Origin of the sequence: Actinotignum sanguinis (genome assembly GCF_030230305.1) — a bacterium.
In the GTDB taxonomy this organism is placed as follows: Bacteria; Actinomycetota; Actinomycetes; order Actinomycetales; family Actinomycetaceae; genus Actinotignum; species Actinotignum sanguinis.
This window is the reverse complement of the sequence record NZ_JASPCQ010000006.1, coordinates 33,274-49,705: the sequence shown is the minus strand read 5'-3', so window position 1 is coordinate 49,705 and position 16,432 is coordinate 33,274. Positions and strand designations below refer to the sequence as shown.

Sequence of the window (16,432 nt, the reverse complement as noted above, 5' to 3'; positions counted from 1 at the left end):
TCCGAGCCCGAAAAGCAGGCATTGGGCGCGGGTGTGTTTCCAAGTGCCGCGCGTGCTGTTACACTAAGCGCGCAGTACCACCCGTCAGGACCATACGCGAGGGCGGAAAGATCCGTTTCTCGCGGGTGGACGCCGGTTCGTGCGGAATCCACCGCATGGGCCCCGGCACTTTTGGAGAGTGACTTTATGGCAACAGATTACGATGCTCCGCGCAAGCAAGACGAGGAGCTCCGCGAGGATTCTTTCGAGCAGCTCGCCGGGCGGCGCTCGGATCAGCAATCCGGCGCGGTTGACGAGGATGAGGTCGAAGCGGCCGAGGGCTTTGAGCTCCCCGGCGCGGACCTGTCCAATGTTGAGCTATCCGTCAATGTGATTCCGGCCCAGGATGATGAATTCACCTGCTCGCAGTGCTTCCTGGTTCACCACCGCTCCCAATTGGATCACGTGGAAGACGGCCTGCCCGTCTGCGTGGATTGCGCGAGCTAACTGGAAGTACGACGACGCCGCGGCCCACGGGCCGCGGTATCGCACCGCAGCGCATCTCAACACGGTGCGACGTCCCTCATTAGACTAGAGGGAATGAAGGAATCGGGACGAGGAGTATAAAGCATGGCATGGTTCTCACGGCGGAAGAAAAACGAGACGTCGGCATCGCAGCCGGAAGAACGTGAGGAAGCCGGCCAGAACCTCGCGGGGGAAGCCGCTGGTGATCCGGCGGCCCGCCCGGGCGGTGAGCCGGATGCCACCGGAGCTCCCCAGCGCGGCCCCTACGATGAATCCGAGGCGCCGGAGAACCCCGCCCTTATTGACGGCGGTGCGCTGCGCTTGCCCATCCTTCCCGATGCCACCATGCAATTCTCCGTGGATCGCGAACGCCAGGTCGTGCTCGGCGTGGTCTACGTGATGGGGGATTCCGCGGTGCAATTGCAGGTATTCGCCGCCCCGAAATCCGCTAGCCTGTGGGAGGACATCCGGGTGGAAGTGATTTCCTCCATCGCCAACCAGGGCGGGCGTTTCCAGGAAGCTGAAGGGGAGTACGGTCCGGAAATCCAGGCCCAGATGCCCGCGGAGAACGGCCGGGTACCGGTGCGCTTTATCGGTATTGACGGCCCGCGCTGGCTGCTGCGAGTAGCCGTCACCGGGCGCGGGGCGGTCGATCCGGAACGCGGGACCGAAGTGCTCCACCGGGTTCTCGATGATCTGGTGGTGGTGCGCGGCTCCCAAGCGATCCCGCCGCGTGAACTGCTGCCCCTGGCGCTTCCCCAGCAGGGCGAGCCGGAACCAGAAACTCCCGATACCGGCATTGAGCTTCCCAAGCGCGGCCCGGAAATCCAAGAGATTCACTAGATACCTATGGCTACGCCGGTGTGGGTGACGGGGGATATTATCGCCATCACGTACCCGGGCGCCCCCGGCGGCCGCGGGGCGCATACCCCGGAGGTACGTATCGCCGTGGAAACCACCGCGGGGCTCCTCACCCTCATTTTCCAGGGGCGGCGCACCATCGACTGCGTGCGGGTCGGGGACCGTATTCGCGCCCGGGTGGTGCCATTGCGGCGCCGGGGCGTGCTGGTAGCATATAACCCGGAATATATCGTGCTTTAGCGAGCACCCCGAGTAACCGGGAGGCCCCATGGATACCACCACACCCGGCGGCGGTTTACGCGCGGTTCTCGGGGAAGAATTTGACGCCTGGAAAGCGATAGGCGGGGTGCGCGGCGTTATCGAAGCGAATGTTCCCGCCCTTGTTTTTGTCATTATTTATTTAGCTACCCGCAATATTCCCCTGGCGGTTCTCGTTCCCCTGGGCATGGCTATTGTGGCCATCCTGGTGCGGCTCATTCAACGTATTGACGTGATGCCGGCGCTCGGCGGGCTTTTTGTAGTGGGAATCTCGGCCTTTTTCGCCTGGCGCTCCGGACGCGCGGAAACTTATTTCCTTCCCGGTTTCCTCACCAATGCCGCTTATGCGGTAGGAGTGACTATTTCCCTGCTCATCCGCCGGCCCATCATGGGCTATGTTATTGGGATGCTGCGCGGGGATATTGCCGCGTGGCGCAGCGCCACTCACTCGGCCGCTCGGCTCACCTACCGGCGCTACACCCGCATTACGTGGCTGTGGCTCGCCATGTTCGCGGGCCGCGTCGTCGTGCAACTGCCCTTCTTTATCAGCGGCAATACCGCGGCGCTCGGCGTTATCAAAATTATTGCCGGGCCGGTGCTTTTCTGCCTTATCCTGTGGGCCACCTGGCTACTGGTGCGGAGTCTGCCCCCGGCTAGCACCTACCTGGAGGCCTCCGCATCCGCGGCGGATTCTCCTTCCGAATCGTGCACGGAGGCCGGGCGAGGCCGGAAATAGCTCTTGAGGGCGGACATATCCACATCGTCCCCGCCGTCAATGAGGAGCACCTGGTCATCCACATCCACGATTAAATCGGCATCGGCGGTCAGGGGCACGCCATCGCGAATAATGGCGTTAATGGCGACTCCGGAGGGCAGTTCAATATCGCTGATGGCGCTTCCTACCACCGGGGCGTCGGCGGATACCGAGACCTGCCACAGGCTCGCCCCGCTGCGATGGAAACGCATAATCTGGGTGAGCGACCCATCCGAGACCGCATCTTCCACCAGGGAGGCCATAATCCGCGGGGTGGACACCGTGACGTCCACACCCCAGGCATCGGTGAACAGCCATTCATTACGCGGGTTATTGACACGCGCAATGGTGCGGGCGATCCCGAACTCGGTTTTCGCCAGCAAGGACACCACCAGATTTACCTTGTCATCCCCGGTGGCGCACACGATAATATCGGCCTCTGCCGCGCCCGCTTCGCGCAGTGCGGGAACTTCGCAGGCATCGGCCAGATGCCAATCCGCATCCGAGGCACTCGAAATGCGCATAGCGGAAGGCTTCTTGTCCACAATGGAAATGGAATGCTCGGATTTGAGAAGTTCGCGGGCCACCGACACCCCGACCGCGCCGGCCCCAATAATGAGAATATTCACTGTGCTCCTTCCGATTTGAGCAGCATGTGTTGCACGCCGGAGGCGTCCTCGGAAGCCACGAGCACTTTGAGGGTGTCCCCGTCCTGGATAACGGTGTCGCTATGGGGGAGGAGCCCGGCCAGGCTACGGATAATGTAGGCGACTCGCGCCCCGGTTTCGTCTTCCACATCCGCCACGGTGCGCCCGAACCAGCGCCGATCCACCGCCACTTCAATGAGGGAGATTCGGGCGAGGGGATCGCGGAATTCGTGGTGGGGGCCCAGCGGAATGAGCTCGCGCAGTACCCGGTCCGCCGTCCAGCGCACCGGGGTCACCGTGGCGATCCCCAAGCGTTCGTAGATAATCGCGCGGGTGGGGTCATAGACGCGCGCCACCACATTGGTCAGCCCAAAAGTTTCGCGCGCTACCCGGGCGGCGATGATATTCGAGTTATCGCCCGAGGACACGGCGGCGAAGCCGGCGGCGTCGTCGATATTCGCGCGCGCTAAAACATCGCGATCAAAACCCACGCCGGTGATCTGCTGCCCCGGGAAATCTTCGGGGAGCTTGCGGAAAGCTTCGGCGTCCTGGTCGATAATGGCCACCGAATGACCAATGGCGGAAAGCGAGAGCGCCAGCGCGGCACCCACGCGCCCGCATCCCATAATTACGAAGTGCACTACATTACGCTACCGCAAAGCGGGTACCGTATCCTAGTGATGAGAAAATTATCGTTCCTGGGGATGTCCCAGTACGTGGGCGCAGCCACCTGCGTGTGTCTGGCGGTGGTGCTGCTGCCGCGCAGTATTCAACGCGGGGCACCGTTTGCCAACCCCACCCTCGTGGGCGCGATGGCGCTGGCGGGAGTCGCCGTGCTCGCGCTCGTGGTGGCGGCCACCATCGCCGCGTCCCGTGTGGTGCCCGGAAAAGCTGCCCACCAGGTCGTTTCCCGCTATATCGCCCCAGCTTTCGGGACGGTTGCCGCTGCCGCACGCTTCGCGGCTTTCGCGCTGCTCCTGGTACTGGCCGCCGGCCTCGTGGGTATGGCGGTAAATGCGCTCACCCCGCTGGCGGTGGACGGGCGCCTTATCCAGATCCCGCTGGTCGTGGTCTGCGCCCTGCCCGCGTTACTGCATTGGCGCCTACCGCTGGCCGGCGCCCTACTCGCCGTACTCGCGGCGAGCGGCGTGATTATCGCAACCCTCATCACCGGGCTGGTGCGCGAAGCCCGCGGCACCGTCTCCCTCGCGGATCTCATCACCAACCGCGCCGAAGAACTACCCGGCTCCCAAGCCATCCACCCGCTCGGAAATACCTTCGTCATTATGTGCTTCCTGGCGGCGGTGGTACTGCTGGTTGGCGGGCGCATCGGTACGGGGCGTGAACGTTTCTTAGGGCCGCGCGCCCTGAGCACCATCGCCGGCATCGCCGCGGTGGTGCTTTCGGGCACGTTCTATCTGGAAATGCGCCTGGATATCCTCACGGTTCCGGTGGGCCTCCCCAGCATCGTCATGGGTACGGCATTTTGGGGAAGCACCGGGCGTATCATCACCGCGATCGCCTTCGGTTTCCTCGGCCTCGTGTGTGTTTTCGTGGTGTACGAACGTCTGCCGCGCCTATTGCGGGAACTAGCTTTCGACGGCGCCCTTCCCGCACGTCTCGCCGCCCCGGAAGCTTCCCGGGCCCGCAGCGGCGTTGTGCTGCTGGTTGCGGTTCTCGCCGGCGCCCTCGGGGTCTTTTTGTCGACGACGCACGCCGGCGTCGTCGCCCTTGTCTTTGTATGTTTCCTTATCTTTACGCTGCATTGCGCGGCGCTTTCTCTGCGCGGCGGGCAGATCCTCAAAACTTCGGAGCGGCGGGAGGAACGCCGGGCCGCGCATGCTTCCCGCTGGGGTTTCGCCTTCTTCGCGCTGGCGGGATTCGCTGTGCTCCTCGTCACGGTGGCCATGCAGCCCGCCTGGACCCTCACGTCGCTGGCGGCGGTGGCGGTGCCCACGGCGGGGATGTTCATCGCCCAGCGCGGGCGCGGAAAGATGAGTGCCCACCTCAAACCTTTGGATGTGGGGGCCGGGCGGCGCCTGCCGGTGCGCACTCACGCGGTGGTGCTGGTGCAAGAACTCAATTTGCCAACCTTGCGGGCGGTTACCTACGCGCGAGCGCTGCGGCCCTCCACCCTGACCGCGCTCACCGTGGACCTGAGCGAAAGCCGTACCGCCGCGTTGCGCGCCGCCTGGAGCCAATCCCAATTGCCGGTGGGCCTGACCGTGCTGGGTAGCCCCACGAGCGGGGCGCGCGGGCCGCTCGTCGATTATATTCGTTTCCTTCTGGACACCCACCCGCAAGATATTGTGCTGGTGATCGCGCCGAAAGTGGTTTCCACGACCCTGTGGCACCGGGTGTACCTGCGCCGATCCGTACCCGCGCTTTTCGCTGACCTGTCCTATGACTCGCGCCTCATGCTGGTGCAAGTTCCCTACCAAATCCATTCGGGAGAAGACCTGTGACCACCTCTGCTGCTCAAGCTCACCATTCAACCGTCGATATCACCCTGGAAGATATCGGCCACGGCGGTATTGCCATCGGCCGTGCCGAGGGCAAAGCGATTCTGGCTCGCTTCGGGTTGCCCGGGGAACGCGTGCGGGTGGCACTGACCGAAGAACGCGCCCGCTTCGCCCGCGGGGACGTGATCGAGGTGCTCGGAGAGCCCTCACCGTACCGCCAGGCTCATCCCTGGCCGGAAGCCGGACCCGGGGGCGTGGGTGGTGCGGACCTGGGGCACGTTGTATTTGACTATCAGCACGAGTGGAAAACTCGGGTACTTACCTCAACTCTCCGCAGGATCGGTGGCCAAGCTCTCAGTGACCACCTGGAAACGCAGGGGATTGTTCCCGCGGTCACCGCTCTGGAATCTGATCGTGCTAACGGAGGCTGGGCGAGCCGCACCCGCATCGACGTGACCGTGACCGCGGGGCGTTTCGGAATGTTTCGCGAAGGTAGCCGCGAGGTTCTCCCCATCACTTCTATGCCGCTCGCCGTCAAGGAGATCGCGGAGCTGGGGCTGTGGGATGGAAGCTACCTCACCCGCCTCGCCCGCAGCCTCGGCCCACTGCGCGATGGCCAGCGGGTTCGTGTTCTCGCGCCCTCGGCCAGCCCAGCGGCGGTGAGTATCGGCGGGCGCACCTTCGACGCGGCCGCTGCGGAATGCTCACCCTTCGCGCGCGAAGAGGTACACGTGGGGGAGGAAACCTACCGCTACCGGGTGCGGGCCTCCGGTTTTTGGCAGGTGCACCGCGAGGCACCGGCCACTCTTATCAATCTGGTGACCCGTGCCGCAGGTGTTGAACCCGGGGATCATATTCTCGAACTCTACGCGGGGGCCGGGCTGCTGACCGTGCCGCTGGCCCGCGCGGTCGGGGCCACCGGTCGGGTGGAAAGCCTGGAAGGTGCGCGCACCGCGGTGGAAGACGCCCGGGCGAATCTGCGCCCCTACCCGTGGGCGCGTGCCCGTACCGCTGCTATTTCCGCGCGTGATATCGACGACGCAGATATTCTCCTCGCCGATCCTCCCCGGAGCGGTTTGGGAATTGCGGCGGCCCGGGCCGCCGCGGCGAGCAAGGCCCGCCGGATAGTCCTTGTTTCCTGCGATCCGGCGGCGTTGGCCCGTGATGTGGCCGCGATGGTAGAGGCCGGGCGGAGCGTGGAATCCATGCGCGGTGCCGATCTCTTCCCCAATACCCACCACTTTGAAGTGGTGACAGCGCTGCGCTAAGAGCGCACCGCGGCGGCGATCCAGGTGGCGGTATTCTCCACCTGCCAGGGGCGTGCTCCCAGCTCGGCCAGCGCATCACCAATGGCGGGGGCGGTACGCGCCACCCGGCGGCGCAAAAGGCGCGCCAGCTCGCGCTGCACGGCCGGCTTGAGAAGCACATCGTGGCGGATTCCCAGCTCCGTTGCGCGTTTCTGAACGGCACCGCGCACGTGCTCAAGGAGGTGCGGGATTCCACGTTCGGCGCGCCGGGAGGGGCGGGCCGGGGCGGGTTCGGGAAGTTCGGAGCTCGGCAGTGCCCAGGCCTGGGCCACCGCCTGCCATAGCGCCGGCGCCAAATACTGTTTGCCTCCGGTACGCAAGGGCCGGGCGGTGCGCACATCGGCCAGGGAGCGCGGGCGACGCCGCGCCAGGGCCGCGATATCGGCGCGGGAAAGTACCAGATCCGGGGCGGTATCAGTTGTCTGGGCGATGCGATCCCGAGCCTGCCACAGGGCTCGCACCAGGGCGAGATCGCGCCGGGAGGAAAAATCCTGGCGGTGGGTGGCGCGCCGCCACGGTTCTGCGGGAGCCGCTTTGGGAGGCCGGGTGCGGATCTCTTCAAATTCTTGGGCCGCCCACTCCAGGCGCCCGGCCCGCTCCAGGCGTTCGAGCTGCACCTGGCGCAGGGGAGCGAGCAATTCCACATCGAGCGCGGCATAGGAACGCAGCTCATCCGCGAGCGGGCGCTCGGACCAATCCGCTTGGGAATGTTCTTTGGCGAGGAGCAACCCTAGATTTTCCGCGAGCTGCGCCTGGAGAGAAATACGCTCATCGCCCAAGAGCAATGCCGCTACCTCGGTATCAAAAAGCTTGCCTGGCCCCGGGCGCAAACCCAGGTCTCCCAGGGAGGGCAGATCCTGGTCGGCGGCGTGCAAAATCCACACGGCATCGCCAAGAATCGTTGCCAGCTCCGGGTAATATTCCTCATTTCCCACCGGATCGCACAGCAGCGTTCCCGAACCCTCGCGGCGCAGCTGAATCAGGTAGGCCCGGGCCGAATAGCGGATCCCCATGGCGCGCTCCACATCCACCGCGACGGGGCCGCTGCCGCGCCGCAACCGTGTGAGAGCGGGGCGATAGGCGGGACCGGTGGTGAGCGGCGGGATACCTTCGCGCGGGGTATCTACATGGATCAGGGTGGGATCTTCGCTCCAGCGAATAGAAGAAGACGTCATAACCTCACAACTGCACAGACTAGGGGCCGCGATTAATACTAGCGGGCTTGCGCACGCCCGGGGTCGCCACGCGCAGGATGCTACCTCCCGGGGGCGCACCTAGCGGGCTGGCAGCGCCGTCGTTCCTTCCGGTGCAAGGCCGCAGGCCAGCGCAATAAAATCCGCCCAGGCGCGCACGTGGTGATAAAGATCGGGGCTGCTCGGCGTCCAGGAGGCCCGTAATTCCAGCTCGGTCAGGGAAGAGGAAAGCTCCAGCCCGCCGAAAGTCTCGTTATACATGCGAGTCACGGTGCCGACCAGGTGGTGGTAGTCAGCGCCGTGCGCATCCAGGGTATCGGCCAGCCACGCCCAGGCAACTTCGCCGAGTAGCGGATCACCGGCCATTGCGGTATCCATCGGCGCCCCCATATGGCACACGATTCGGAAAGTTCCGTGCCAGGCTTCCTGGCCGGCCGGGTCGTGGAGCACCACGAAGCGGGCCCCGCCGCGATAGTTATCCGGATCCATCGCCCGCGAATCGTTAATCTCAGCCTGAAGCGCAACAGCCCACGGGGCGATGCGCTTGGGCGGAGGTATCTGCACGATGTGCAGCTCGGGACGAAACTCGTGCCCGCGCAGGCTATCGAGCGCGGTGAGGAAGTCCTCGGGTGCATGAATCTGAGACACGCTAGTTACCGTAATGCGCCAGTGCGCGGGTTTTAGCCAGGCGCGCCGCGCGGGTAGGATGGCGGCATGTCTACACTCTCGCTGTCGCGGATCGATGACACCACCTACCTGGACCTGGCTGCCGGCCACGGGCTGCCCCTTGAGCAGCTGCCCGCCTGGGATCGCTATGAGGATGCCCTGCCCGGCCACGCACCTTTTGGTCGTTTCCTGTGGCGTGATAGCACCGGCCAGCCGCGTGCTCTTATTTCTCTCACGCGGATGGAAGGGCGTGGCTTTACCTACCTGTGGGCGAAGAAGGGCCCGGTGTGGTTGGGGGAACGGCCCACGGCCGGCGAAGAACTGGAGTTTCGTACCACGCTGGCGCAGCTGGTGCGGAGCGCGGACCGCGGTCTTGCTTTTATGAGGATTCACGCTTGGCACCGGGCTGCGGATCTGCACGAATTACTGCAAACGGTCACCTATGATCGCACCGTGGTGGTCGACGTCGCACGCCCGGATGCGCAGATCCGGGCGAGTTTCTCCAAGTCGGGGCGCCGCCAAGCACGTAAAGCCGAGGCGGAAGGGCTGGAGTTTTGCGATGAAACGGAGCGGGCCCGGGAAGTATTTCCGGAGCTGTACGCTATCCTCACCGAAACTGCCAGCCGTGATGATTTCGGGGCGGCACCTATGAGCCAGTACGTGACCATGCTGGAATCCCTGGGGCCGGATCACGCTCGGTTATTCGTGGCGCGCGCGGAGGGACGGGCGCTAGCGTGGCAGATTGTGCTCGCCACCGATGATCTTGGGGAAGCATATTACGGGGCAACCAACGCGGAGGCTCGCCAGCGCCACGCGTCTATGTTCATGGATATGCATACGATGACGTGGCTGCGGGAAACCGGGCGGAAATCTTATGACCTCATGGGAGTGCATTCGGAGCGCGCCCCGCAACTGGAAGGCGTGACCGGGTACAAACAGAAATTTGCCGCCGATTTCACCGAGGTGGCCGGGGCCTGGGATGTTCCGCTGCGTCCGCGCTACTATCGGGCACTCACGTTGGCTCTGCACGCGAAGCGCGCCGCCGTGGGGACAGTGCGTGCCGCGCGCGAACGTTTGGGACGGCGTGGAGGCAAAGCCTCCGCAGCGCGAGTTACCGCGCGGGACTAGGGCTTGGAGGGACTGAGAACCGCGAAGCCAGGCCCGGAAAAATCAACGTGGGATTCGGCCACGGTAACGCTGCCGCAGGTGAGGAGCGTATGCAGCGGTCCTGCCTCGGGCGGTAGCTGCACCCGGGTGGGAGGAGCGGACGCCGTGGCCGGTGTTTCAGCCGGCTTGTCGGCTGGTGTTTCGCCGGGGAGTGGGGAGGGCGTTGCCCCTACCTGGAAAACAACGAAGCTGGCCCCGCGCCGGTAATAGCCCGCGGTACCCAGGCGTACAATTTCTGAATCTTCCCGGTTCGGGGAAGAAAAATCGGGGTGCTCGCGCCGCAGCCGCACTAGCTCCCGGGTCACCTCGAGATAGCGAGCGTGGGAAGGTTCTTCTAATTCTGCCCAATCCAGGTGCGACCGGGCGAAAGTGGAAAGCGCCTGGGGCGGGGGAATGCGCCCGGCATGTTCGCCCCAATCCCAGTCGCGAAATTCTGCAATCCGCCCCGCATCTACGCGTTCTCCCAACTCCGCAGTGTGATCTGTGAAGAACTGGAAAGGTGCGGAAGCACTCCACTCCTGGCCCATAAAGAGGAGGGGCGTAAAGGGGGAGAGCAGCATGAGCGCGTCGGCAACCAGGGTGCGTTCCGCGCTCAGGGTACGGGAGCGGCGGTCTCCCACCGCGCGGTTACCCACCTGGTCGTGATTCTCGGTATAGACAAGGAAACGGCGCGAATCAAGCGCATCGGGCACCGGAGAACCCCAGTTCTGCTTCCGGAACGTAGAAAAATTACCGTCGTGCACGAAAACGTGCCGCATGGCCTTTTCCAAGGCGCCGGGTAGCGCGAAATCCCCGTAATAGGCGAAATTTTCCCCGGTTGCGTAAGTATGTAGGGCGTGGTGAATATCATCAGCCCATTGCATATCCATACCGTTGCCGCCCGCGCGGGTGGGGCGCAGCATCGTCACATCGTTAAGGTCCGATTCCGCCACGAGTGCGATACGCCGCCCGCTCTCCGCGGCGAAAGCCGCGGCGGCGTCGGACAATTCCGCGAGGATGTGGCGAGTGGAATGGTCCTGGATCGCGTGAACGGCGTCGAGTCGAAAAATATCCACGTGGTAGTCACGGGCCCACTGGAGCATATTATCGATAAAATAACGCCGCACCGGGCCGGAATTCGGGCCGTCTACGTTCACACCCGGACCCCAAACGGAAGAATAACGGTTCGTGGTGTAGGGGCCGAACTCCGCCAGGAAATTCCCGTCCGGCCCGAAATGGTTGTAGACCACGTCGAGGCACACCGCCAGCCCGGCGCGGTGCGCGGCCTCCACAAAACGTGCGAAACCCGCCGGGCCGCCATAGTTGTCGGTGACCGCATAGATATCCACGCCGTCGTAGCCCCAATTGCGGGTGCCGGGCACCGGAGAAATCGGCATCACCTCGACGATATCCACCCCGAGCTCACGCAGGTACCCGAATTTTTGCGCCGCCGCATCAAAAGTGCCCTCCGGGGTGAAGGTGCCGATATGCAGTTCGTAAAACACCTTCCCGAGCGGATCCACCCCGGAGAAGGGCGAAAACTCGAAAGCGTCGAGATCAACAACTTCGGACGGACCCATGACTCCTTCGGGTTGGCGCCGGGTGCGCGGATCGGGCAGCCCCATTCCCCCATCCAGACTGATGCGGTAGCGAGTACCGGCCGGTAGGGGAGTGTCGAGAATCCACCATCCAGGCCCGCTAGCCAGCGCAGCGCCGTCGCGCCCCGCACGCGCTGCCTCAATATCAGCCGCGGTGACCGGCCGGAAGGGGAGGCGCGCCCCATCCACAAGGGCAGCAACGCTCGCGCGCCCCGGTGCCCACACGCTCAGAGGTTCCATTAATCGTCGCTTTCTTCGCTGCCTGTTTCGGGGTACTCTGCGGCGCCATTTTCGGTGCCTGTTCCGCCCCAATCCTCAGCTTCGCAACGGGCATAGACCGCCACCGGCAGCGTGGCGCAGGCATCGCGCACGAAGAGCTGCGGCCCCTCAACCTCGCCTTCTTCCAGAACGTTGCGCCACCGGCCGGGCGGGAGGACGATATGCGCATCGCCCCAGCCGCCGGCCAGTTCCTGGCGGTGTGCGAGACGCGAGACCAGCACAATAACATCCGGCTCCCCGTCCAGAGTGCGGGTAAAGGCAAAAATATTTCCGGTGGTAGCAGCCAATGGCTCGTAGCCTGAGCGCAGCGACACAAAAGTATCGGGACGCTCACGGCGCAGCCGTAACAGACGCGAGGTCACCCACATTTTTTCTTCATCGACGCTCGCCCGCGCGGGTAGCGCACCTGCTGAATCTAGCTGCGTGAGGATTCCGGCAAGACACCGGTAATTGACGGGGCGGCGGTTATCGGGATCAACCAGCACATTCCGAGTAATTTCCTCCCCCTGATAGGTATCGGGCACCCCGATAAGGGTGAGAGCCAGCACCTTCGCGGCGAGGATACGTGCGCGGCGCGCCGGCCGGGTCTGTTCCCACCAGGCGGTGAGTTCAGCCACCGATTCCGGGGTGGAAATAACCGAACGAGCATAGGCAAAAAGCCCGGTTTCCACCGCTTCGTCCGGCTCGGTCCAGGTGGTCCAGGTTTTTTGTTCCCGGGCGGCCTTGCGGAGGTAATCAATGAGGCGATCAGCTTCGATGGGCCCGTTATCCGTCCACGTTCCGATAATTGTTTGCCACATGAGGTTTTCGATCTGGCCATCGAGCTCCGCGGGGCGGGAAGTGGCGTGCCGTTCGCGCAGCCGTTCAAGGAGTTCTATCCACTCGGTGGGGTAGTCCGCCAGCGTGGCAATAGCAGCGCGGGTATCTTCCCCGCGTTTGGTGTCATGGGTGGTAAGCGTGGTCATCATCACGGGCCAATCGGCCATCATCTGCCGGGTCCAGGTGTGCAGTTCGTCGGGGGTGAGCGAGGCGCGCCGCGGATCGGATCCGACTTCTGTCGCTGAGGTGAGCGCGGTATAACGATAAAAGGCGGTGTCCTCCACGCCCTTGGCCATAACCGCTCCGCATACCTGCTGGAAACGGATAATCGCCTCATTCCGGGAAGCATCATGGCGTTTTGCCGCCGAGCCGATTTCCCGCCCGAGCAAAATATCCACCACAACATCCAGGGTTTCGCAGCGGTCCTCGGACAGCAGCCCCCGGGCGCGTTCCGCGGCTTCCAGGAGTGCAGCTTCGGCATTGGCATGCGGTTTTTCTCCGGGAACCACATACGCGCGGTAGCGGTCCATGCAGATGACGAGCGCGGAAACAGCATCGTGCAAGGAACGTTGGGAATGATCGCGCAGGCGCAGGTCATCATGGCATACCTCCGCCATGAGCCGCGCCATCCGCTCGACCTCCGCCTGGAGGGAGGAATGCATAATTTGGCGTTTTGCCTCCCGTTCCAGAACGGGATAGGGCTGGGTGGTATGGGACAGATGCACAAAATTCGCGGTGAGGGAGCGCACCCCTTCCGGGTCGGTGAGCAGTGCCCCAATACGCCAGGAGGCTTCGTATCCGGTGCACCCCGCGCACTTCCAATCCGAGGGAAGCTTCTCGTTGCCCTCCAGGATTTTCTCCGCCACGATCCACGCCCCGCCGGTCGCTTCGTACAGGCGCTCCATATACTGGCGCGGATCGGCCAGCCCATCGGGGTGATCGATACGGAACGCATCAATAAAACCGGCGTGGAAGAGCTCCAGCAGCAGCGCGTGGGAGGCGTGAAATACTTCGGGATCCTCTACCCGAATCCCGGCGAGGGTATCCACATCAAAAAATCGCCGGTAATTGAGTTCTTCTTCAGCTACTCGCCAGTAGGCGAGCCGATAGTACTGGCGTTGCAGTAGTTCTGCCAGAGGGAGAAATTCGGTGCCTTTCCGAACCGGGAAAACGTGGTCGTAGTAGCGCAGTACCGGAACGTCGCCGTCGTCCTCATAACCCGGTACGACGACGTGATCGAGCGTTATTGCCTCGCGGGCCAGCGCCGTACCCACCCGTTCGCCCAACACCGGGATGAGGATCCCATCGTCGCTGGACTCCACGTCAATATCGAACCAGGAAGCGTAGGGAGACTCGGGCCCGTCGCGCAGCAGGGACCACATGGCGCGGTTGAGGTAGAGCGGGGTGGGCATCGCCATGTGATTGGGAACCACATCAACGACGACGCCGAGTCCGGCCGCGTGCGCCGCATTCGCAAAAGCCTCAAAACCGGCCCGCCCGCCCATCGGCTCGGAAATCCGGGTGTGATCCACTACGTCATAGCCGTGCGTGGAGCCCGGTGCAGCCTGGAGGATGGGGGAGCAGTACACATCGGTAATCCCGAGCTGCACCAGATAGGGGAGCAGAGCGGTGGCATCCGCGAAGGTGAAATGAGGGCCGAGCTGCAACCGATACGTGGACACGGGCTGGCGCCGCCCGGCGGCGGGCACGTGGGAACGTAGAGCTGGAATACTAGAGGTATCGGTGATTGCGGTCATACTTTCGAGCTTAGCGCACGGTCGGCGTAGTTTTCTGGGCGCCGGCCAGCGCATCATCGATATCCTCCTCGGAGGGCTCATGCACGAAAACGCGCATCGAGCGCCCGATCAGACTGGTGGTATCCCCGGATGCGAAAACGAGCTGGGGATTCACCTCCGCCGCGGTATTGACTACTTCCGTCCATTCGCGCGCATAGTCGCCGCCCGGGATAGCGAACTCAACTTCGTCGTCGCCCGCATTGAACATGAGGAGGACGTCATCATCAATAATCGGGTTACCGCGCTCATCGGGTTCGCGAATACCCGCACCGTTGAGGAAAACCATGAGGGCACGCGCGAAACCGGAATCCCAATCGGAATCTTCCATCTGGCTGGAGTCGGGGCGGAACCATTCGATTTCCGGGAGGCACCCTTCACACACTGGATCGAAACCGGAAACGAAACGCCGCCGCCGAAAGACCGGATGATTCTTGCGGAAAGCAATCGCTGCCCGCGTGAATTGCAAAATATCCATCTGGCGCTCATCGAGATCCCAATCCATCCAGGCGATCTCGTTGTCCTGGCAGTAGGTGTTGTTATTACCTCCCTGGGTGCGCCCAATTTCATCGCCGTGAGAAATCATCGGTACCCCTTGGGAAAGCAGCAGGGTGGAGATGAAATTGCGGATTTGGCGTTCGCGCAGATCGAGAATATCGGGATTATCCGTGGGGCCTTCTTCTCCGCAGTTCCAGGAACGATTATTCGATTCGCCGTCGGCGTTGTTTTCACCGTTGGCTTCGTTGTGTTTCTCGTTATAGGAAACCAGATCGCGCATGGTGAAACCATCGTGGGCGGTCACGAAATTAATGGAGGCGAAGGGTCGGCGCCCGGAGGATTCGTACAGGTCCGCGCTGCCCGTCAGGCGCGAGGCGAATTCCGGAAGGGCGGCCGGTTCCCCGCGCCAAAAATCGCGCACGGTGTCGCGGTATTTGCCGTTCCATTCCGTCCATAGCGGGGGGAAGCCGCCTACCTGGTAGCCGCCTTCGCCCACATCCCAGGGTTCGGCAATGAGTTTGACCTGGGAAATGATGGGGTCCTGCTGGATGATGTCGAAGAAAGAGGAGAGCTTATCCACCGCGTGGAGTTCCCGGGCCAGGGTGGAGGCCAAGTCAAAACGGAAACCGTCCACGTGCATTTCCGTCACCCAGTACCGCAGCGAATCCATGATGAGTTGGAGGGTGTGCGGGGAGGTCATATTCAGGGAGTTTCCGGTCCCGGTGGTATCGAAATAGTGCCGCGGATCATCGGGAACCAGGCGGTAGTAGGACCGGTTATCGATGCCCTTGAAGGAAAGGGTGGGGCCCATGTGGTTCCCCTCCGCCGTGTGGTTGTAGACCACGTCAAGGATGACCTCAATATCGGCTTCGTGGAAAGCTTTGACCATGGCCTTGAACTCATCGACCTGCTCTCCGCGCGACCTGGTGGCGTAGCCATCATGGGGCGCAAAGAACCCGATGGTGTTGTAACCCCAGTAATTGCTCAGGCCCCGATCCTGGAGCGAGGTGTCATTGATGAAGTGGTGCACGGGCATCAGCTCAATAGCCGTGACCCCCAGGGAAGTAAAGTAATCGAGAATAGGTGGGTGGGTGAGACCCTGGTACGTACCGCGCAATTCTTCGGGAACATCCGGGTGACGCTGGGTGAAACCCTTGACGTGGGTTTCATAAATAATGGTCTCGTTATATTCATGCTTGGGTGGGCGGTCGTAACCCCAATCGAAATAGGGGCTGATGACCACGGAGACCGGCACGTGGCCTAGTGAATCCAAGGTGCACGGTTGCGAAGGATCGTTGAAGTCATAGGAAAAGACTTCCTGAGCATTGGTGATATTACCTTCGATAGCTTTGGCGTACGGATCCAGGAGGAACTTGGAAGGATCGCAGCGCAGGCCCCGGGCCGGATCGTACGGGCCGTGCACGCGATATCCGTAGCGCTGCCCAGGGCGAATCGAGGTGAGATAACAATGCCAAACATTGGCATCAACTTCCCGCAGTTCCACACGGGTTTCCTTGTTGTTTTCGTCAAGCAGGCAGAGTTCGATTTTCTCAGCCACGGAGGAGTAGATCGCGAAATTCGTGCCGGTGCCGTCGAAAGTAGCGCCCAGCGGATACGGGTGTCCAGGCCAAATTCTCATACCTGAGT

General features: G+C 63.0%; 14 protein-coding genes. 7 read left to right on the top strand and 7 right to left on the bottom strand.

Annotation, left to right across the window (positions count from 1 at the left end; all coding sequences use genetic code 11):
* Positions 1-186 precede the first annotated feature (186 nt).
* From QP828_RS04665 to QP828_RS04650, 4 genes are all read left to right on the top strand, one after another.
* Entirely contained in the window at positions 187-486 is a 300-nt protein-coding gene (locus QP828_RS04665) for a DUF4193 domain-containing protein (RefSeq protein ID WP_126134806.1), read from the top strand.
* Between the two features lie 123 nt (positions 487-609).
* Positions 610-1,347 carry a DUF3710 domain-containing protein gene (locus tag QP828_RS04660; RefSeq protein ID WP_274733630.1) on the top strand — a complete coding sequence of 246 codons (738 nt, stop codon included), beginning with the start codon at positions 610-612 and terminating at the stop codon, positions 1,345-1,347.
* 6 nt (positions 1,348-1,353) lie between these two features.
* On the top strand, positions 1,354-1,605 hold the full coding sequence (locus QP828_RS04655; RefSeq protein ID WP_126134808.1) for a hypothetical protein: 252 nt from the start codon (positions 1,354-1,356) through the stop codon (positions 1,603-1,605).
* Positions 1,606-1,633: 28 nt separating this feature from the next.
* Positions 1,634-2,359, top strand: coding sequence for a DUF3159 domain-containing protein (locus QP828_RS04650; protein WP_274733629.1), 726 nt, complete (start codon positions 1,634-1,636; stop codon positions 2,357-2,359).
* On the opposite strand, the gene QP828_RS04645 is transcribed toward QP828_RS04650, so the two are convergent.
* The gene (locus QP828_RS04645; protein ID WP_274733627.1) at positions 2,284-3,006 is read right to left on the bottom strand and encodes a potassium channel family protein; all 723 of its coding nucleotides are present in this window, start codon (positions 3,004-3,006) and stop codon (positions 2,284-2,286) included. The two genes, QP828_RS04650 and QP828_RS04645, sit on opposite strands and share 76 nt — an antisense overlap.
* Entirely contained in the window at positions 3,003-3,650 is a 648-nt protein-coding gene (locus QP828_RS04640) for a potassium channel family protein (RefSeq protein WP_279058205.1), read from the bottom strand. Before QP828_RS04640 ends, QP828_RS04645 begins: the two co-directional genes overlap by 4 nt.
* Positions 3,651-3,704: 54 nt before the next feature.
* Here QP828_RS04640 and QP828_RS04635 point away from each other — a divergent pair, with 54 nt between their 5' ends.
* Together QP828_RS04635 and QP828_RS04630 are read left to right on the top strand one after the other, a co-directional pair.
* Positions 3,705-5,489, top strand: a complete 1,785-nt coding sequence (locus QP828_RS04635; protein ID WP_126134811.1) for a hypothetical protein — start codon at positions 3,705-3,707, stop codon at positions 5,487-5,489.
* On the top strand, positions 5,486-6,754 hold the full coding sequence (locus QP828_RS04630) for a class I SAM-dependent RNA methyltransferase (RefSeq protein WP_274755808.1): 1,269 nt from the start codon (positions 5,486-5,488) through the stop codon (positions 6,752-6,754). Before QP828_RS04635 ends, QP828_RS04630 begins: the two co-directional genes overlap by 4 nt.
* Here QP828_RS04630 and QP828_RS04625 read toward each other — a convergent pair.
* Positions 6,751-7,968, bottom strand: a complete 1,218-nt coding sequence (locus QP828_RS04625; RefSeq protein ID WP_274733623.1) for an HRDC domain-containing protein — start codon at positions 7,966-7,968, stop codon at positions 6,751-6,753. The genes QP828_RS04630 and QP828_RS04625 overlap by 4 nt on opposite strands.
* A 99-nt stretch (positions 7,969-8,067) precedes the next feature.
* Entirely contained in the window at positions 8,068-8,634 is a 567-nt protein-coding gene (locus tag QP828_RS04620) for a DUF3000 domain-containing protein (RefSeq protein WP_126134814.1), read from the bottom strand.
* A gap of 66 nt (positions 8,635-8,700) precedes the next feature.
* On the opposite strand from QP828_RS04620, the gene QP828_RS04615 reads away from it, so the two are divergent.
* The gene (locus QP828_RS04615) at positions 8,701-9,780 is read left to right on the top strand and encodes a lipid II:glycine glycyltransferase FemX (RefSeq protein WP_274733622.1); all 1,080 of its coding nucleotides are present in this window, start codon (positions 8,701-8,703) and stop codon (positions 9,778-9,780) included.
* Here the strand turns inward: QP828_RS04615 and treZ are convergent.
* From treZ to glgX, 3 genes are read right to left on the bottom strand one after another with little or no spacing between them, the layout of a single operon-like run.
* Positions 9,777-11,636: a malto-oligosyltrehalose trehalohydrolase gene (gene treZ / locus QP828_RS04610; RefSeq protein ID WP_274778338.1), complete on the bottom strand. Its 1,860-nt coding sequence runs from the start codon at positions 11,634-11,636 to the stop codon at positions 9,777-9,779. The two genes, QP828_RS04615 and treZ, sit on opposite strands and share 4 nt — an antisense overlap.
* Complete coding sequence (treY, locus tag QP828_RS04605) at positions 11,636-14,251, bottom strand: malto-oligosyltrehalose synthase (protein WP_274733620.1); 2,616 nt, start codon at positions 14,249-14,251, stop codon at positions 11,636-11,638. Before treY ends, treZ begins: the two co-directional genes overlap by 1 nt.
* Before the next feature lie 10 nt (positions 14,252-14,261).
* Positions 14,262-16,424, bottom strand: a complete 2,163-nt coding sequence (gene glgX, locus QP828_RS04600; RefSeq protein ID WP_274733619.1) for a glycogen debranching protein GlgX — start codon at positions 16,422-16,424, stop codon at positions 14,262-14,264.
* Between the last annotated feature and the right edge of the window lie 8 nt (positions 16,425-16,432).